Here is a 17,783-nt window from a genome sequence, read left to right as displayed (position 1 = left end):
GATCATGGCCCGGGAAATCATCCTCGACACCGAAACCACCGGCTTCGATCCCAAGACGGGCGACCGCCTGGTCGAAATCGGTTGCATCGAGGTGGTGGACTTCATGCCCACCGGCCGCTCATTCCATGAATATTGCGACCCCCTCCGCGACATGCCGGCGGAGGCCGAGAAGGTCCACGGTCTGTCCAGCGCCTTCCTGACCGGCAAACCCAAGTTCCATGAGATCGCCGATAGGTTTATCGACTTTGTCGGGGACAGCGTCGTGGTCGCCCACAACGCGGCGTTCGACCGCCAGTTCGTCAATTTCGAACTTGAGAAGTGCGGCAAGACGCCGATCCACGAGGAGCGCTGGATCGACACTCTGGCCATGGCCAAAAAGCGCTTCCCGGGCATGTACAACTCGCTGGACGCGCTGTGTAAGCGGTTCAAGATCAGCCTGGACAGCCGCGAAAAGCACGGGGCGCTGATCGACGCCCATCTGCTGGCTGAGGTCTATCTGGAACTGCAGGGCGGCAAGGAGCGCGCCCTGGAGCTGACCCACGCCGTCGAGGTCCTGGCCGTCTCCGCCGCGCGACAAGGATCGTATGGCGCTCGCCAACGTCCGCTGGCGCCGCGCTCGACCGATGCCGAGCGGGAGGTTCACGCCGCTTGGGTTCGCAAGAACCTCAAGGACCAGGCGCTGTGGATCAAGCATGGCGTGGTGTCGGCCGAGGGTTGATCCCACGATCGCCAGCCTCCCGCAGGCGCGCGCCACGGCGTGTCCCTTGACGCCCCCTCGCCAAGACCCCAGAAGCCGGACGTGACCGACGCCGCCCAGCCCCCCGCCGCCGACGCCCCCGCCCCCAAGAAGGGCGGGCTGCTGAAGTCTTCGATGATCTATTCCGGCCTGACCCTGGTCAGCCGGTTCATGGGCTTCGCGCGGGACCTCGCGGTCTCTTATCGGATGGGGGCCAGCCTGACGCCGGCCGCCGACGCCTATAACGCCGCCCTGGCCTTCCCCAACCTGTTCCGCCGGTTCTTCGCGGAGGGCGCTTTCGCGGCCGCCTTCGTGCCGGCCTACGCCAAGTCGCTGCAGACCGATGGCGAGGAGGTCGCCGACATTCTGGCCGCCGACGCCATGGCGTCGCTGGCGGCGGCGACCATCATCATCACCGTGGTCTGCCAGCTGGCCATGCCCTGGCTGATGATGCTGATCAGCCCCGGCTTTGCCGCCGATCCGGCCAAGTACAAGCTGGCCGTGCTGCTGACCCAGATCACCATGCCCTATCTGCCGTGCATGGCGATCGTGGCGCACCTGTCGGGCGTGTTGAACGCCCGCGACCGCTTCATCCTGTCGGCCGGCGCGCCGATCCTGCTCAACCTGTTCACCCTGGCCTTCATCCTGCCGCAGACCACGGCGATCGGCGCGGCGAAGTCCGGCTCGGTCGGGGTCATCGCCGCCGGCGTCGCTCAGGCGGCGCTGCTGACCTGGGGCGTCAACAAGTCCGGGGCCAAGGTCCACTGGCGGCTGCCGCGCCTGACGCCCGAGGTGCGCGCGCTGATCGGCAAAGCTATCCCCGGCGCCCTGGCGGCCAGTGCGACCCAGGTCAACATCTTCATTTCCGGCAATCTGGCCAGCCACGTGGCGGGCGGGCGGACCTGGCTGGCGACGGCCGACCGGCTCTACCAGCTGCCGCTGGGCCTTGTGGGCGTGGCCATCGGCGTGGCCTTGCTGCCGCGTTTGTCGCGCGCCGTGCACTCGGGCGACCGCGAAGACGCCCAGAGCGCCATGGACCAGGCCATCACCCTGGCCATGGCCCTGACCCTGCCAGCCGCCGCCGCTTTGGTCGCCATGCCCGGCTTCCTTTCGGACGGCCTCTACACGCGCGGCCAGTTCACCGCCTTCGACGCCAGCCAGACGGCGGCGGCGCTGTTCTTCTACGGCCTGGGCACGCCGGCCTTCGTGCTGCAGCAGCTCTATTCGCGCGCCTTTTTCGCGCGTGGCGACACCAAGAGCCCGATGCGTTTCGCCCTGATCTCGGTGGCCGTGAACATCGCGTTCGGCGTGGTGCTTTTCCATCTGGTGGGCGTGAAGGGCATCGCCGCGGCGACGGCCATCGCCTCGTGGCTCAATGTCGGCCAGATGGCTTTCGTCCTGGCGCGAAAGGGCGAGTACGGCCCCTCGGGCCAGACCTGGTCGCGTCTGATCCGCACCCTGCTGGCCAGTCTGGGCATGGGTCTTCTGCTGGCGACGGCCTCGCACTATCGCGACGTCATCGAGGCGCCGCTGCGCGCCGTCGGTCTGCATGGCCGCGCCCTGGGAGCCAAGGAGGTCGCCCTGGCCCTGACCTGCCTCGCGGGTCTCGCCGTCTATCCGCCGCTGCTGTTCCTGTTCGGCGGCGTCAGGCCGGCCGAACTGAAGACGGTGCTGAGGCGCGGCAAGGCTTGATCCCTGCCCGCGAGGAGGCTAACCAGCGGGCATGGCTCCGATCGGTCCCCTCGCGCCGCGATGGCGCGGCTCCAACTGACCTCGATCCTCGCGTTTCGACGCGATGCGCTTCCACGCGCCCGAGCCATTCCAGTCGAATTCGACAGCCCAAAATTTTCTCAGCAAGGCTGAACCCATGACCGACCAAGCTCCCGTCACCTATACGGGTCCGTCCCGCGTGCTTTCGGGCGTGCAGCCCTCCGGCGCCCTGCACCTGGGCAACTATCTCGGCGCCTTGGTGAAGTTCGCCCGCCTGCAGCACGAGATCGACACCTTCATCTTCGTGGCGGACATGCACGCCATCACCGTCTGGCAGGACCCGGCGGCGCTGGCCCAGCAGACCCGCGAGATCGCGGCGGCCTACATCGCCTCGGGCCTGGATCCGGACAAGGCGACGATCTTCCCGCAGTCGGCGGTGCGCGAGCACGCCGAGCTGGCCTGGATCTTCAACTGCGTCGCCCGCCTCGGCTGGCTGGACCGCATGACCCAGTTCAAGGAAAAGAGCGGCAAGCACAAGGAGCGCAGCTCGGTGGGTCTCTACACCTATCCGGTGCTGCAGGCCGCCGACATCCTGATCTACAAGGCCACCCACGTGCCGGTCGGCGAGGACCAGAAGCAGCACCTGGAGCTGACCCGCGACATCGCGGCCAAGTTCAATCACGACTTCGGCGCCCCTGGGGGAGCTTCCGCGTTCTTCCCGCAGCCCGAACCGCTGATCCAGGGGCCGGGCGCGCGGGTGATGAGCCTTCGCGACGGCTCGGCGAAGATGAGCAAATCGGATCCGTCGGACTATTCGCGGATCAACCTGACCGACGACGCCGACGCGATCGCCCAAAAGATCAAGAAGGCCCGCACCGATCCGGAACCGCTGCCCGAAACCCTGGACGAACTGAGCGCCCGCGCCGAGGCCGACAATTTGGTCGGGATCTTCGCGGCGCTCTCTGGCCAGACGAAGGCCGAGGTGCTGGCCGAGTACGCCGGCAAGGGCTTTGGGACCTTCAAGCCGGCCCTGGCCGAGCTGGCCGTCGAGAAGCTGGCCCCGGTCGGCGAGAAGATGCGCGGCCTGCTGGGCGATCCGGCGGTGCTGGACGCGATCCTGGCCAAGGGCGCGGAGAAGGCTCGCGAAGCCGCCGCCCCGACCCTGTCCGAGGTCAAGAAGCTGGTCGGTTTCTGGGGGGCTTAGGGCGCGTTAGGTTTAAGTGTGAGCGGTTAAACCGCTCGAACGCGCTCTAAATATTTGAATTTAGAGCCTGTTTATCCGCTTCAAATGATTCCATTTGAAGCGGACAGGTTCTAGGCGCCTTGGCGCCCTAAGGTCCCGATACGAAAACGCCGCGCCAGCCTCTGACTGGCGCGGCGAATCTTTTTTGGGAGGGCGGCGCGGCCTAGATCCGCTCGGGGATCCGCACCATCATCCGCTCGTAGCCCTTCACGAAGGTCGAGTACACGCGCTTGGGCTCTTCCAGCACCTCGATCTTGGGGAAGCGCTTGAGCACCTCTTCCCAGACGATCTTCAACTGCATCTCGGCCAAGCGGTTGCCGACGCAGCGGTGAATGCCGAAGCCGAACGACAGGTGGCGGCGGGCCTGCGGGCGGTCGATGATGAATTGGTCGGCGTTCTCGATCACCGTGTCGTCGCGGTTGCCCGAGACGTACCACATGACGACCTTGTCGCCCTTCTTGATGGTCTTGCCGTTCAGCTCGTAGTCGGCCAGCGCCGTGCGGCGCATGTGGGCCAGGGGCGTTTGCCAGCGGATGATCTCCGAGACCATGTTCGGGATCAGGCTGGGATCGGCGCGCAGCTTGGCTTCTTCCTGGGGATTTTTCGACAGGGCGTAGAGGCCGCCGGTGATCGAGTTACGGGTGGTGTCATTGCCGCCGACGATCAGCAGGATGATGTTCCCCAGATACTCCATCGGCGGCATGTCGCGGGTGGCCTCGCCGTGGGCCAGCATCGAGATCAGGTCGTTGCCCGGCTCGGTCAGGTTCACCCGCTCGTTCCAGAGATTGGTGAAATAACCCAGGCACTCCATCAACTCGGCGCGGCGGGCCTCCTCGCTTTCGATGATGCCGCTCTCGGGCGAGGCGGTGGCGATGTCCGACCAGCGCGTCAGCTTGCGGCGCTCTTCCCAGGGGAAGTCGAACAGGGTGGCCAGCATCTGGGTGGTCAGCTCGATAGACACTCGATCGACCCAGTCGAAGGGCTCGTCGATGGGCAGGCTGTCGAGAATGCGCTGGACCCGCTCGCGAATGATCCCTTCAAGCTTGGCCAGATTGGTCGGCGAGACGATCGGACTGACCGTCTTGCGCTGGATATCGTGCTTGGGCTGGTCCATGGCGATGAACATCGGCAGGACGAAGTCCTCGTCGAAGTTCCGGATGGTGATGCCGCCCAGATGCGCGTCCGACGAGAAGACCTGGTGGGTCGTGTCGACGGTCATGATGTCTTCGTAGCGGGTGATCGACCAATAAGGCCCGGTCTCTTCATCCCCCTTGGAGAAGTGGACGGGGTCCTCCTTCCGCAGCCGCTCGAAAAAGGGCCACATCGCATCGGCCTGGAACAGGGCCGGCCGGGCCACGTGAAACTCCTCCAGCGGCGTCGCATAGGCTTCGGCGCGCGCGGCGTCCTTCAGGTCGATCGAACCATCGCTCATCTCGGATCCTCCCGCGGATCATTGTTCTTTCGTCCATACCGCCAGAAAATGACGCCAGTGTCACTTTCAAAATTCGATGACCTTGTCCTTGGAGCGCCGTGGCGGCCGGTCTTGCGTCAACACGTCGCGAGGTCCATCTGGAGGCCATGTTCATTCAGACCGAAACCACGCCCAATCCCGAGGTCCTGAAGTTCCTCCCCGGCCGAGAGGTTCTGGGCGAGGGCGCGCGGGAATTCCGCACCCCGGAGGAGGGCGACGCCTCGCCCCTGGCCAAGGCGCTATTCGAGCTCGGCGACGTGACGCGGGTGTTCTTCGGCCCCGACTTCCTGACCGTGACCAAGGGCGAGGACGCCCAGTGGCCGCATCTGAAGGCGCCGATCCTGGCGGCGATCATGGATCACTTCACCAGCGGTCGTCCGCTGCTGCTGGACGCGGTCGAGGCCGGAGGCCATGACGACGGAGACTATGACGAGGACGCCTCGCAGATCGTCGCCGAGATCAAGGAGCTTCTCGACACGCGCATCCGCCCGGCCGTGGCCCAGGACGGCGGCGACATCGTCTTCTCGCGCTTCGAGCCGAAGACCGGCGTGGTCTGGCTGCACATGCGCGGCGCCTGCTCGGGCTGCCCGTCCTCTTCGGCGACCCTGAAGTCGGGCGTCGAGAACATGCTCAAGCACTATGTGCCGGAAGTGACCCGGGTCGAGCAGACGCTCTGATTTTCACCGGATCGGTGGCCGCGGGTGTTGCCCGTCTCGGCTCCAAGGTTATATTGTAACCATAAGAGTTGCGAATAGACCTTGTAAGGATCGCTCATGGCCAAGCTCGAAGACGCCTCGCTCGCCCAGCTGTTCACCGAAGCCCGCACCCGCAACGGCTGGGATCCGACGCCGCTGCCGGAGAGCGTGCTGCGCGAACTCTATGAGCTGACCAAGTTCGGTCCGACGGCCGCCAACTCGAGCCCGGCGCGCTTCTACTTCCTCACCTCGGAAGAGGCCAAGGAGCGTTTGGCCAAGCTGTCCTCGGGCTCGAACGCCGCGAAAATCCGTCAAGCGCCGTGCACCGTGATTGTCGGCTACGACCTCGACTTCCCCGAGACCCTGCCGAAGCTGTTCCCGCACGCCCCGGGCGCCAAGGACTGGTTCAACGACCTGGCCGCCCGCGAATGGGGCGCGCTGCGCAACAGCTCGCTGCAGGGCGGCTACTTCATCCTGGCCGCGCGGGCCCTGGGCCTGGACGTCGGCCCGATGTCGGGCTTCGACAACGCCGGCGTCGACGCCGAGTTCTTCGCGGGCACGAACATCAAGAGCAACTTCATCGCCTCGATTGGCCACGGCACGGAAGAAGGTCTGTTCCCGCGCAATCCGCGCCTCGACTTCGACGAAGCCGCGAAGATCCTCTGACCCGCGAACGTCTCTAACGATCAAAAGCCCGTCGCCCGAAAATGGCGACGGGCTTTTGTGCATCGGGCGCGGATTCGCTAGAAGCTCTTTATGACCTTTCGTCCCGCGCTTCTCGCCCTGCCGCTCCTGCTGCTCGCCGCCTGCGGCCAGGGGGAAAAGACGCCCGCCGCCCATGACGCCAGCCCGTCCGAGGCGGCGCCCAAAGGTCCCGTCCGCGTCGCGGTCGCGCCCTATACGGGCGGCGTGCTGAAGATCACCAAGGACGGGGTCGGGCCGATCAATGGCGCCACCGCCTTCGACCTGGCCACGCTGAAGGTTCTCTTCCCCAAGGCCAAGGTCGAACAGGCCTTCCTGCATTTCGGCGAGGGTCCCGCCCAGCCGATCATCAATGTCGAGCAGGATAAGGTCCCGCTGCTGGAGATCGGCAAGACCGACGAGGGCGAGATCGCCTATGTCCGCGCCGCCGCCGGCGACGTGCGCGGTCCCAAGGACGAAGCGCTGCTGGCCAAGTGGCGCGACCTGGGCTTCACGCTGGATCATTGCCGGGCCGGCGAGGGGCGCGAGGTCAACCAGACCATCTGCGTGCGTCCCGAGGCGCCGACCGTGTCCTATGTCTTCGGCGTGCCTGGCTATACGGGCAAGGGTCTGCAGTCGGAGGCGGCCCTGAAGGCCAAGGGTCAGCTGAACGAGCTGGTCTGGCGGCCCGCCGAGGGCGCCAACGTGGCCTCGGCCTAGCTCATGATCCTTTCGATCGACACCTGCCTGGGCGCCAGCTCGGTCGCCGTCCTGGACGGCGAACGCGTCCTGGCGGCGCGCAGCGAGCCGATGACTCGCGGCCATCAGGAGTGGATCGGGCCCATCGCGCGCGAGACCGTCGCCGAGGCCGGCGTGGCTTTCGCGGATCTCAAGCGTATCGGCGTCACCGTCGGACCCGGCTCGTTCACGGGCCTGCGTGTCGGCCTGGCCTTCGCCAAGGGGTTGGCCACGGCGTTGTCGATCCCCTGCGTGGGCGTCAACACGCTGGAGAGTCTGGCTTTCGGAACCCAGGGCTTCGTCGCGGCCGTTCTGGATGCGCGGATGGAGCAGGTCTACATCCAGGTCTTCTCAGACGGCGTCTCGCTGATGGCGCCCGACGCCCTGGGCCTGGGCGAGGCCGCCGCGCGCCTCGCCGAGCTCTATTCGGGCGGGCCGGCGACCTTGGTCGGCTCGGGCGCGCCGTTGCTGGCCAATGTGCTGCCGGACGCCGCCGTGCTGACGCCCGTCGCGCCCGATCCCGTCGCCGTCGCTCGCCTGGCGGACCGAAAGCCGGTTCCGACCCATTCCCCCCGGCCGCTCTATCTGCGCGCGCCCTACGCCACCTTGCCCGCCGCATGAACCTGCGCCCTGTCGGCTCCGAAGCCGCCTTCGACCTCGCCGATCTGCACGACAAGGCCTTCGACCGGCCCTGGACGGCGGTGGAGTTCGACGACTTGCTGAAATCCCCGGGCGCCTTCGCCGTGCTGGGCGAGGCTGGAGAGCCCGCGGTGTCCAAGGGCTTCATCCTGTGCCGCTCGATCGCGGGCGAGGCCGAGATCCTGACCATCGCCGTCGATCCGGCCGCCCGCCGACGCGGCTGGGGCGCGGCCCTGGTCGAGATGGCCGCCGGAATCGCCGCCGAAACCCGGGCCGAAGCGATGTTCCTGGAGGTCGCGGCCGACAACGCGCCGGCCATCGGGCTCTATCAGTCGGCCGGTTTCGCCCGGGTCGGGCTCCGCAAGGGCTATTATCCTCACCCAGATGGGGCCAAGGACGCGCTGGTCATGCGCCGGGCGCTTAACACTTAAGGGCTGATTGCCTATCTTGCCGGCGACTCAGACGGAGGGTCCGCCTTGGATCGACTCGAAAAGGCCTGCATCGAAAAGGGCATGCGCATGACGGACCAGCGCCGCGTGATCGCGCGCGTGCTGTCGTCGGCCGAGGACCATCCCGATGTCGAGGAGCTGCACCGCCGCGCCCACGCCATCGACCCGCATATCTCGATCGCCACGGTCTACCGCACCGTCCGCCTGTTCGAGGAAAGCGGCATCATCGAGCGTCACGACTTCCGCGACGGCCGCTCCCGCTACGAGGAGACGCCCGATCATCACCACGACCACCTGATCGACATGAAGACCGGCAAGGTCGTCGAGTTCGTGGACGAGGAGATCGAGGCGCTGCAGAACGCCATCGCCAGGAAGCTGGGCTACAAGCTGATCGATCACCGGCTCGAGCTTTACGGGATGCCGCTGGAGGACTGATCCTGGGCGGGTTCTCGCGGCGCCGGGGAGGATCCCGCCCTTGCGGAACGGGCCTCTCGACCCCATAACCTCGCCGGATGAGCGAGACCCCGCGCAAGCGCCTCTTTATCAAGACCTACGGCTGTCAGATGAACGTCTATGACAGCGAGCGCATGGCCGACGTCCTGCGCCCGCTGGGCTATGGCGTCGTCGACGATCCCGAGGGGGCGGACCTGGTGGTGCTGAACACCTGCCACATCCGCGAGAAGGCCACCGAGAAGGTCTATTCCGAACTCGGCTACATCAAGCAGATGAAGGACCGGAAGGCGCAGGACGGCGGTCGCATGACCATCGCCGTGGCCGGCTGCGTGGCCCAGGCCGAAGGCAAGGAGATCATGAACCGCCAGAAGGCGGTCGATCTGGTCGTCGGCCCGCAGGCCTATCACCAGCTGCCCGAGCTGATCGCCCGCGCCCACCGCGCGACGGGCGAGCGCCTGGCCGCCGACTTTGCCGCCGACGAGAAGTTCGACGCCCTGCCGGCCGAGCGCCACGTGACCGGGGTGACCGCGTTTCTCACCGTGCAGGAAGGCTGCGACAAGTTCTGCACCTTCTGCGTCGTGCCCTACACCCGCGGCGGCGAGTGGTCGCGGCCGGTGAACGACATCGTCGAGGAGGCCAAGCGCCTGGCCGACCAGGGCGTGCGCGAGGTCACGCTGCTGGGCCAGAACGTCAACGCCTATGACGGCGACGGCCAGACCCTGGCCAAGCTAGTCCGCCAACTGGCCAAGATCGATGGCCTAGACCGCATCCGCTATACGACCAGCCACCCGCGCGACATGGGCGAGGACCTGATCGAGGCCCACGGCGAATTGCCGGAGCTGATGCCCTATCTGCACCTGCCGGTGCAGGCGGGCAGTGACAAGATCCTCAAGGCCATGAACCGCGACCACACGGCCGAGAGCTATGTGCGCCTGATCGAGCGCATCCGCGCCGCGCGTCCGGATATCGCCATGAGCGGCGATTTCATCGTCGGCTTCCCCGGCGAGCGGGACGGCGACTTCGAGAAGACCTTGGATCTTGTCCGCAAGGTCGGCTTCGCCAGCGCCTTCTCGTTCAAATATTCGCGTCGTCCGGGCACGCCGGCCTCCGCCATGCCGGGCCAGGTCGAGGAAGAGGTCAAGGCCGAGCGCCTGGAACGCCTGAACCAGCTGCTCGACGAGCAACAGCGCGCCTTCAACGCCGCCCAGGTCGGCAAGGTGCTGCCCGTGCTATTTGAAAAGCCCGGCCGCCACCCGGGCCAGGTGGTGGGACGCAGTCCCTATCTGCAAGCCGTCCACGCCGAGGGCGGGGAGCAACTGATCGGGAAGATCGTTCCCGTTCGTATCGAGAGCGCCGCCAAGATGAGCCTGGCGGGCGTGCTCGAACCTGTTCTGGAGACCGCGTGAGCCGCACGCCCGAGTTCCTGCCGCTGTCCGACGACGCGGTTCACGCCGTGTCGGGCCCGTCCGGCCGTCACGCGGCCCTGATCGAAGACGCCTTCAAGGTGCTGATCGAGACCCCCGGCGGCGGCGTCACCATCACCGGCGACGCGCGGGGACGCACCGGCGCCAAGCGCGCTCTGAGCGCCCTGGCCGCCCGCGCCGACGCCGGCGAGGAAGTGGTCGAGGCCGATGTCCGCATCGCCATCGGCGGCGCTCACGAAACGGGCGGCCAGGCCTCGCCCCGCGCGGTGCGCAAGGGCAATGTCTCGCCAAAGACCAAGAGCCAGGCTCAGTACCTTGAGAAGATGGCGACCCACCCGCTGGTCTTCGGTCTGGGTCCGGCCGGCACCGGCAAGACCTTCCTGGCCGTCGCCCATGGCGCGGGGATGCTGCTGCGCGGCGAGGTCGATCGACTGATCGTCACCCGCCCCGCCGTCGAGGCCGGCGAGAAGCTGGGCTTCCTGCCGGGCGACCTGAACGAGAAGGTCGATCCCTACATGGCCCCGGTCTGGGAGGCCCTGACCGACATCATGGGCGCCGACCAGCTGCGTCGCCGTCGGGAAAAGCTGGAGATCGAGGTCGCGCCGATCGCCTTCATGCGCGGCCGCACCCTGGCGCACGCCTTCGTCATCGTCGACGAGGCCCAGAACTGCTCGCGGCTGCAGATGAAGATGGTGCTGACCCGGATCGGCGAGGGCGCGCGCATGGTGGTCACCGGCGACCCGACCCAGGTCGACCTGCTGAACCCTCGGGATTCGGGCCTGGCCCACGCCGTCTCGATCCTGGAAGGCGTCGAGGGCGTGGCAGTTTCGCGCTTCACCGCGTCGGACGTGGTGCGGCACCCGCTCGTCGAGCGCATCGTCAAGGCCTATGACGCGGACGCGGCGCAGAGTACTCCCCGCTAAATGACCATTACCGTCGATATCGAGATCGAGGATCAGGCCTGGCTGGCCGCCGCCGAGGACGCCGAGGTCCTGGTCTGGCGCGCCGCGCAGGCCGTGCTGGACGCGCACGAGGACATCGTGGGGCAGGGGATCGTGATCCTGCTGACCGACGACGACAGCGTTCAGGTCCTGAACCGCGACTTCCGCCAGAAGGACTATGCGACCAACGTCCTGTCCTTCCCCGCGCCGCGAGATCCCCTCGTCAATCCGGAGGGCCAAATCGGCGACATAGCCCTGGCCTATGGGGTTTGCGCCCGCGAGGCGGCCGAGCAGGGCAAGCCTCTGGCCCACCATCTGCAACATCTGGTGGCGCATGGCGTGCTTCATCTCCTAGGATATGACCACGAGAGCGACGACGAGGCTGAAGCCATGGAGGCGCTCGAACGCGAAATCCTGGCGGGTCTGGACGTTCCCGACCCTTATGCTGGCGATGAAGAGGGGCGCTGACAGGGGCCATGCCCAGCGACGAGCCTAGTCAACAGCCCGCCGTTCCGGTTCGACGAAGCCGGGGCGTGCGGGCGTTCCTTCGACGTATGCGCCGCCGCCTGATTGGCGGCGACGAGCCGCAGCGGCCGCCCGAGCCGCCGCCGGCCAGCGGCGCGGTCGACATCGTCGACCAGGCCGAGGCCTTCCAGACTCTCCGGGTCGCCGACGTCATGACGCCGCGCGCCGACGTCGTCGCCGTCGAGCTGTCGACCCCGTTCGAGGCGGTGGTGGCCCAGTTCGCCGAGGCCGAGCATTCGCGGATGCCGATCTATCGCGAGACGCTGGACGACCCGGTGGGCGTCGTCCACGTCAAGGACATCTTCCATCTGCTGGCCGATGACGAGAAACATCCGGCCCCCGGCGACCTGGTCCTGAGCAAGCTGCGCCGCGACGCCCTCTATGTGCCGGCCTCGATGAAGGCCGCCGATCTGCTGCTGCGCATGCGCACCAGCCGCATCCATATGGCTCTGGTCATCGACGAGTTCGGCGGCACCGACGGTTTGGTCTCGATGGAGGACCTGATCGAGGCGGTGGTCGGCGAGATCGACGACGAGCACGACGACGCGGCCGCCGTCTCGGTGGTGGCGCGTCCGGGCGGGGTCTATGACGCCGACGCCCGCGCGCCGCTCGAGGAGCTTGAGGTCGCGCTGGGACGCGAATTGGCGCCGTCGGAAATGGAAGAAGACATCGACACCGTCGCCGGCCTCGTCGTCGCCCTGGCCGGCCGCGTGCCGCAGCGGGGCGAGGTCATCGCCCATCCCGACGGCTACGAGTTCGAGGTCGTCGAGGCCGATCCGCGTCGGGTGCGCCGCGTGCGCGTGCGTGGCGGTCCCGCGCCGGAGGCCGCAGCGGATGGCGCCTCACAGAGCGTTCCGGCTTCGTGACCGTCTGGACCCGTCTCCGGGATCATCGGCTTTGGTCCGGCCCCTGGCCAGCGCTGGCGGCGGGACTCGCGGCCGCCTTGGCCCACCCGCCGTTTGGCGTCCTGCCGGGTCTGCTCGGCTATGCGCTGCTTCTGCGTCAGCTGGACGGCGCCAGTCCAGAACGACCTCTGCGGTCCGCCTTCTGGCGAGGTTGGCTGGCGGGCGTGGCCTATTTCGGTCTTGGCACTTGGTGGATCGCCGAGGCCTTCATGGTCGACGCCGCCAACCAAGGCTGGATGGCGCCGTTCGCCGTCGCCGCCATGGCGGGGGGGCTGGCGCTCTTCTGGGGCGCGGCGGGCCTGGTCTATCGCGCCATTGGCCGCAAGGGACCCTGGCGCGTCCTGGTGTTCGCCGGAACCTTCGCGGCCCTGGAATGGACGCGCGGCCACATCCTGACGGGGTTTCCCTGGAACCTGCCTGGCGAGACCTGGCGGGCCGGGTCATGGCCGTCTCAGGCGGCGGCCCTGGTCGGGGCCTATGGCCTGACCTGGATCACCCTGGCCATCGCCGCCGCGCCGGCGGTCTGGCGCGAGGGCCGGGGCGGGCGTATCGTTCTAGGCGCCGCGGCCGCTGGCCTTGTCGCCCTTTACGGCTACGGCGCGGCGGTCGAGTCGCGGCCCCTGCCGGAAGGATCGCCGGTCGCCGTGCGCCTCGTCCAGGCCGACATCCAGCAGGACGCCAAGTGGGACGCCACGCGCTTCGCCCGGATCGTTCAGTCCTATGTTTCGCTGACGGCCAAGCCCTACGCCGGCAAGCCCGCCGACCTCGTCATCTGGCCCGAGGGCGCCTTGCCCGCCGCCGTCAACGACTATCTGGCCCCGGGAACCTGGGTTCGCGAGGCGATCGTCGACAGCCTGAAGCCGGGTCAGATCCTGTTGATCGGCGGCTATCGCTATGAGGGTCCGGTCCAGGCGCCGGTCTACTACAACAGCCTGATCGCCTTGCGCCGCACGGCGACCGATCTCGAGCCGATCGGAGTCTATGACAAACACCGGCTGGTGCCGTTCGGCGAGTACCTGCCAGCCGAAAAGTTGCTGACCGCCATCGGCTTCAAGAGCCTCGCCCATCTCGGGGACGGCTTCGCCACCGGACCCCGTCCCGCGCCGTTGCGCCTGTCGCCCGACCTGCTGGTCCAGCCGCTGATCTGCTACGAGAGTCTTTTCCCGGGTCTGGCGCGCCGCGATCCCGAGGTGCGGGCGCTGATCAATGTCTCGAATGACGCCTGGTTCGGCGTGACGTCCGGCCCGCTGCAACATCTGAACCTGGCCAGCTACCGGGCGATCGAGAGCGCCCGCCCGATCCTTCGGGCCACCCCGACCGGCGTCACCGCCGTGATCGACGCTCGCGGCCGAATCAGGCCCGGAGCGAGTTTGTCCTTAGGACAAAGTGGAGTCGTCGACGCCTCAATACCAGCGATGGGAGAGGTTACGCCCTTCGACCACTTGCGAAATGGCGCGTTTTGGGTCCTTCTACTGATATCTATGGTTGCGTCAGCTCGTGTTTGGTCAGGTAAAACCTCTTCGTCTATTGCGCGGCTGAAAGAGTTAGGCTGAATTAAAACCGCAATTTCAGCTATCAAGCGTGGGCATGAGCCAGCTCTTGGAAACCGAACGCCGCCCCAATCCCGTCGACCTTCATGTTGGCGCGCGTATTCGAATGCGCCGGAAGCTTCTGGGCGTCAGCCAGGAGCGGCTGGCCGAGGATCTGGGCCTGACCTTCCAGCAGGTCCAGAAATACGAGCGCGGCGCCAATCGCGTCAGCGCCAGCAAGCTCTACGAGATCGCCCGTAGTCTGCAGTCGTCGGTCGGCTATTTCTTCGAAGGCCTGGCCCAGACGACGAGCGAAGGGGTCGCCGAGGACGGAGAGCCCTTCGTCCACGACTTCCTGATGACCCCCGAAGGGCTGGAACTGGCCACGCTGTTCCCGCGCATCGGTCGCCAGAAGGTGCGCAAGCGCATCCTTGAGCTGGTCCGGTCGATGGCCGAGGAAGAAGGCGCGGGCGACGAGGAGGACTGACGCCCTCTTCAGACAAGCTCGCCTTGATCGCATAAACATATCTTTATATGGTTCCGGTCTAATTGGACGCCGAACTGGGCGCCCCAAGCGCCCGCGCGCATCCTCAAGGCCGGAGCTGTCTCTTGAACCGTTCGTCCTACATCTTCACCAGCGAGAGCGTCTCCGAAGGCCACCCCGACAAGGTCGCGGACCGCATCAGCGACACGGTCGTCGACGCCTTCCTGACGGCCGATCCCGAGGCGCGCGTCGCCTGCGAGACCCTGGTGACGACCAATCGCATCGTGCTGGCCGGCGAGGTCCGCGCCGGCAAGCCCGACGGCGACAAGAAGGCCAACAAGCAGCTGACCAAGGACATCATCGCCTCGCTGGAGCCCAAGGTTCGCGCGGCGATCAAGGACATCGGCTACGAGCAGAAGGGCTTCCACTGGCAGAAGGCGAAGTATTCGAACTTCCTGCACGGTCAGTCGGCGCATATCGCCCAGGGCGTGGACGCCACCGACAAGAAGGACGAAGGCGCCGGCGACCAGGGCATCATGTTCGGCTACGCCAGCACCGAGACCCCCGAGCTGATGCCGGCCACGCTGCAATACAGCCACAACATCCTCAAGCGTCTGGCCGAGTTGCGCCACTCGGGAGAGCTTTCGGAACTCGAGCCGGACGCCAAGAGCCAGGTGACCCTGGAATATGACGGCCACGGCCGCCCGCAGCGCGTCGTCTCGATCGTTGTCAGCCACCAGCACAAGAAGAAGATCGACGGCAAGGCCGCGACCTCCAAGCGCGTTCTGGACCTGATCAAGCCGCACATCCTGCCGATCTTCCCGGATGGTCTGATCACCAAGAAGACCCAATGGCTGGTCAATCCGACCGGCCGCTTCGAGATCGGCGGTCCGGACGGCGACGCCGGCCTCACCGGCCGCAAGATCATCGTCGACACCTACGGCGGCGCGGCCCCCCACGGCGGCGGCGCCTTCTCGGGCAAGGACCCGACCAAGGTCGACCGCTCGGCGGCCTATGCCTGCCGTTACCTGGCCAAGAACGTCGTGGCCGCCGGCCTGGCCGACCGCTGCACCATCCAGATCGCATACGCGATCGGCGTGGCTCAGCCGGTCTCGTTCCACGTCGACCTGCATGGCACCGGCAAGGTGGATCCGGCGGTGCTGGAAAAGACCCTTCCGCAGCTGATCGGCGGCGCGACGCCCCGCGCCATCCGCGAGCACCTGCAGCTGAACCGCCCGATCTACGCCCGCACCGCCGCCTATGGCCACTTCGGCCGAACGCCGGACAACGAAGGCGGCTTCTCCTGGGAAAAGACCGATCTGGTCGGCGAGCTGAAGGGCCTGGCGTAAGCCTCATCCCGCGATCCGCGAGGCGGGCTCCGATCCTGGTGGGTCGGAGCCCGTTTTCATTTCCAGCACAGGGCTTTAAGACCCCGCTCCATGACCAACCCGCAACAACCCCACGGGCCGCTGCGCTCTTTCGGCCGTTTGAAATCGCGCCCGGTGAAGCCGCGCCAGCAGGCCCTGCTCGACACCCTGTTGCCCGAGATCGCCGTGCCTCAAGGTCCGTTCCGGCCGCTGGACCTGATGCCGGACGCCGAGGCTGTATGGCTGGAGATCGGCTTCGGGGGCGGCGAGCACATGGCGACCCAGGCCGGCCGCAATCCCAACGCCCTGGTGATCGGCGCCGAGCCGTTCGTCAACGGCGTGGCCAGCGCGGTCCGTCACGTGGAGGAACAGGCGCTTAAGAACGTGCGCATCCACGAGGGCGACGCACGCGACGTCGTCGATTGGTTGCCCGACGCGTGTCTGGACCGGGTGTTCATCATGTTTCCCGATCCCTGGCACAAGGCCCGCCACAACAAGCGCCGCCTGATCCAGCCGCAATTCGTCGCCAGGCTGGCCCGTGTGATGAAGCCCGGCGCGGGCTTGCGTTTCGTCACCGACTGGGCCGACTACGCCGAGTGGACGACCGAGCGCGTGCTGGCCGATCCGAGCTTCAGGTTCGCTGACGAGGCCGCCGATCGCAACGTGATCCCGGCCGACCACGTCACCACGCGCTATGAGGAAAAGAAGCTCGGCGACTGCGCGCCGGTGTTCCTGGATTTCGTCAGGGCCTGACCCGGCTCCAGCCAGACAACAGCGGAACAGTGGCGAACGCCGCGCCGCCATCTTTCGCGCGTCCGGCTATGGTTGCTTGCAGGATATCCCCAGCGATGACGCCGGGCGGTAAGTCCCGCAGATAGATCTTGATCCGCCGCTGCCCGGGGGCCTGGACATCGCCCGCCGCCTGTCCAGAAGCGATGTAGACGAAGCGGCCTCGGCTGTCCGCGCGCACAAAGCCGCCGCCGGGGCGCGGCCCTTCCGGCGTAGGCGTCAGCGTAATGGGAATATCGAAGGAAAGATCGCCGTCGGCCGCCCGGACCGGATCGATCGGCCGACTTTTGGCGTCGTGCTTCGCGAAGACGACGCCAGATGGCGGGTTGGCCAAGATGATCCGAAGCGTCAGATCAATCCTGGCCGCCACGGTTAGTACGTCTCGTTGTGGCGCTTGATCGCCGCGCGGATGATGTCGGCGGTCTCCTCGATGTCGGCCCAGCCGGTGATCTTGGTCGACTTGCCCTTTTCCAGATCCTTGTAGTGCTGGAAGAAGTGGGCGATCTGCTCGGTCAGGATGGTCGGCAGGTCGCGCCAGCTCGACACGCCCGTATAGAACGGGTGCAGCTTGTCGACCGGCACGGCCAGGATCTTCTCGTCCGAGCCGGCTTCGTCGACCATCATCAGGGTGCCGATCGGGCGGCAGCGAATGATCGCGCCCGGCACGACCGGGGTCGGACCCACGACCATGATATCGGCCGGGTCGCCGTCGTCGGCCAGGGTGTGCGGGATGAAGCCGTAATTGGCCGGATAGAACATCGCCGTGTGCAGGAAGCGGTCGACCATCAGGGCGCCGCTTTCCTTGTCGATCTCGTATTTCACCGGCTCGCCGCCCTGCGGGATCTCGATAATGGCGTTCAGGTCATACGGCGGGTTGGCCCCGGTCGGGATCTTGGAGAGGTCCATCGTGACTCTTTTGATGTTCTTGAGGTCCGCGGGGAGGCGGCCTGCGCGGGGCGCTTATAGGCGCAAATGGTCGCGGCGCGGAAGAGGTGTGCGCCGAC

Annotated in this window: 21 protein-coding genes; 18 read left to right on the top strand and 3 right to left on the bottom strand. The window is 66.9% G+C overall.

All coding sequences use genetic code 11. The annotated features are described in order from the left end of the window. Window positions 1–4: 4 nt before the first annotated feature. From dnaQ to trpS, 4 genes are all read left to right on the top strand, one after another. On the top strand, window positions 5–718 hold the full coding sequence (gene dnaQ, locus OR37_RS08480) for a DNA polymerase III subunit epsilon (protein WP_004618175.1): 714 nt from the start codon (window positions 5–7) through the stop codon (window positions 716–718). Window positions 719–799: 81 nt separating this feature from the next. Further along, a complete protein-coding gene (murJ, locus tag OR37_RS08475; RefSeq protein WP_004618172.1) occupies window positions 800–2,428 on the top strand; it encodes a murein biosynthesis integral membrane protein MurJ in 1,629 nt (542 codons plus the stop codon). 31 nt (window positions 2,429–2,459) lie between these two features. Continuing rightward, window positions 2,460–2,507 carry a hypothetical protein gene (locus OR37_RS22400; protein WP_419144079.1) on the top strand — a complete coding sequence of 16 codons (48 nt, stop codon included), beginning with the start codon at window positions 2,460–2,462 and terminating at the stop codon, window positions 2,505–2,507. Between the two features lie 96 nt (window positions 2,508–2,603). After that, entirely contained in the window at window positions 2,604–3,650 is a 1,047-nt protein-coding gene (gene trpS, locus OR37_RS08470) for a tryptophan--tRNA ligase (protein WP_004618170.1), read from the top strand. Between the two features lie 202 nt (window positions 3,651–3,852). Here trpS and OR37_RS08465 read toward each other — a convergent pair whose 3' ends face one another. Then, entirely contained in the window at window positions 3,853–5,121 is a 1,269-nt protein-coding gene (locus OR37_RS08465) for a cytochrome P450 (RefSeq protein ID WP_004618167.1), read from the bottom strand. A 146-nt stretch (window positions 5,122–5,267) separates the two neighbouring features. Here OR37_RS08465 and OR37_RS08460 point away from each other — a divergent pair, with 146 nt between their 5' ends. From OR37_RS08460 to trmB, 14 genes are all read left to right on the top strand, one after another. Continuing rightward, a complete protein-coding gene (locus OR37_RS08460) occupies window positions 5,268–5,837 on the top strand; it encodes a NifU family protein (RefSeq protein ID WP_004618165.1) in 570 nt (189 codons plus the stop codon). Window positions 5,838–5,933: 96 nt separating this feature from the next. Further along, window positions 5,934–6,521 carry a malonic semialdehyde reductase gene (locus OR37_RS08455; RefSeq protein WP_004618163.1) on the top strand — a complete coding sequence of 196 codons (588 nt, stop codon included), beginning with the start codon at window positions 5,934–5,936 and terminating at the stop codon, window positions 6,519–6,521. A 90-nt stretch (window positions 6,522–6,611) separates the two neighbouring features. Then, window positions 6,612–7,256 carry a DUF1131 family protein gene (locus OR37_RS08450; RefSeq protein ID WP_004618162.1) on the top strand — a complete coding sequence of 215 codons (645 nt, stop codon included), beginning with the start codon at window positions 6,612–6,614 and terminating at the stop codon, window positions 7,254–7,256. A gap of 3 nt (window positions 7,257–7,259) precedes the next feature. Beyond that, window positions 7,260–7,895 carry a tRNA (adenosine(37)-N6)-threonylcarbamoyltransferase complex dimerization subunit type 1 TsaB gene (gene tsaB / locus OR37_RS08445; protein ID WP_004618160.1) on the top strand — a complete coding sequence of 212 codons (636 nt, stop codon included), beginning with the start codon at window positions 7,260–7,262 and terminating at the stop codon, window positions 7,893–7,895. Next, window positions 7,892–8,344 carry a ribosomal protein S18-alanine N-acetyltransferase gene (rimI, locus tag OR37_RS08440; RefSeq protein WP_004618158.1) on the top strand — a complete coding sequence of 151 codons (453 nt, stop codon included), beginning with the start codon at window positions 7,892–7,894 and terminating at the stop codon, window positions 8,342–8,344. Before tsaB ends, rimI begins: the two co-directional genes overlap by 4 nt. A 45-nt stretch (window positions 8,345–8,389) precedes the next feature. Beyond that, complete coding sequence (locus OR37_RS08435) at window positions 8,390–8,797, top strand: Fur family transcriptional regulator (RefSeq protein WP_004618156.1); 408 nt, start codon at window positions 8,390–8,392, stop codon at window positions 8,795–8,797. A 77-nt stretch (window positions 8,798–8,874) separates the two neighbouring features. After that, window positions 8,875–10,221, top strand: a complete 1,347-nt coding sequence (gene miaB / locus OR37_RS08430) for a tRNA (N6-isopentenyl adenosine(37)-C2)-methylthiotransferase MiaB (protein WP_004618154.1) — start codon at window positions 8,875–8,877, stop codon at window positions 10,219–10,221. Continuing rightward, window positions 10,218–11,162 carry a PhoH family protein gene (locus tag OR37_RS08425; protein ID WP_004618152.1) on the top strand — a complete coding sequence of 315 codons (945 nt, stop codon included), beginning with the start codon at window positions 10,218–10,220 and terminating at the stop codon, window positions 11,160–11,162. The genes miaB and OR37_RS08425 overlap by 4 nt, the downstream gene beginning before the upstream one ends. 18 nt (window positions 11,163–11,180) lie before the next feature. Then, window positions 11,181–11,648: an rRNA maturation RNase YbeY gene (gene ybeY, locus OR37_RS08420; RefSeq protein ID WP_165570590.1), complete on the top strand. Its 468-nt coding sequence runs from the start codon at window positions 11,181–11,183 to the stop codon at window positions 11,646–11,648. An 8-nt stretch (window positions 11,649–11,656) separates the two neighbouring features. Further along, window positions 11,657–12,571 carry a hemolysin family protein gene (locus OR37_RS08415; RefSeq protein ID WP_035017104.1) on the top strand — a complete coding sequence of 305 codons (915 nt, stop codon included), beginning with the start codon at window positions 11,657–11,659 and terminating at the stop codon, window positions 12,569–12,571. Continuing rightward, window positions 12,568–14,163 carry an apolipoprotein N-acyltransferase gene (gene lnt, locus OR37_RS08410; protein WP_004618146.1) on the top strand — a complete coding sequence of 532 codons (1,596 nt, stop codon included), beginning with the start codon at window positions 12,568–12,570 and terminating at the stop codon, window positions 14,161–14,163. The genes OR37_RS08415 and lnt overlap by 4 nt, the downstream gene beginning before the upstream one ends. Window positions 14,164–14,197: 34 nt before the next feature. Continuing rightward, window positions 14,198–14,626 (top strand): helix-turn-helix domain-containing protein, encoded by a 429-nt coding sequence (locus OR37_RS08405; RefSeq protein ID WP_004618144.1) that lies wholly within the window; start codon window positions 14,198–14,200, stop codon window positions 14,624–14,626. A 122-nt stretch (window positions 14,627–14,748) separates the two neighbouring features. Further along, entirely contained in the window at window positions 14,749–15,972 is a 1,224-nt protein-coding gene (metK, locus tag OR37_RS08400; RefSeq protein WP_004618142.1) for a methionine adenosyltransferase, read from the top strand. A 90-nt stretch (window positions 15,973–16,062) separates the two neighbouring features. After that, a complete protein-coding gene (trmB, locus tag OR37_RS08395) occupies window positions 16,063–16,743 on the top strand; it encodes a tRNA (guanosine(46)-N7)-methyltransferase TrmB (RefSeq protein WP_004618139.1) in 681 nt (226 codons plus the stop codon). Here the strand turns inward: trmB and OR37_RS08390 are convergent. Continuing rightward, window positions 16,733–17,149 (bottom strand): DUF5990 family protein, encoded by a 417-nt coding sequence (locus OR37_RS08390; protein WP_054508529.1) that lies wholly within the window; start codon window positions 17,147–17,149, stop codon window positions 16,733–16,735. The two genes, trmB and OR37_RS08390, sit on opposite strands and share 11 nt — an antisense overlap. Window positions 17,150–17,151: 2 nt before the next feature. Then, on the bottom strand, window positions 17,152–17,685 hold the full coding sequence (gene ppa, locus OR37_RS08385; RefSeq protein ID WP_004618138.1) for an inorganic diphosphatase: 534 nt from the start codon (window positions 17,683–17,685) through the stop codon (window positions 17,152–17,154). Window positions 17,686–17,783: the final 98 nt, after the last annotated feature.

Origin of the sequence: Caulobacter vibrioides OR37, assembly GCF_000372645.1 — a bacterium.
GTDB lineage: Bacteria > Pseudomonadota > Alphaproteobacteria > Caulobacterales > Caulobacteraceae > Caulobacter > Caulobacter vibrioides_E.
This window is presented reverse-complemented; position numbering and strand designations above follow the sequence as displayed.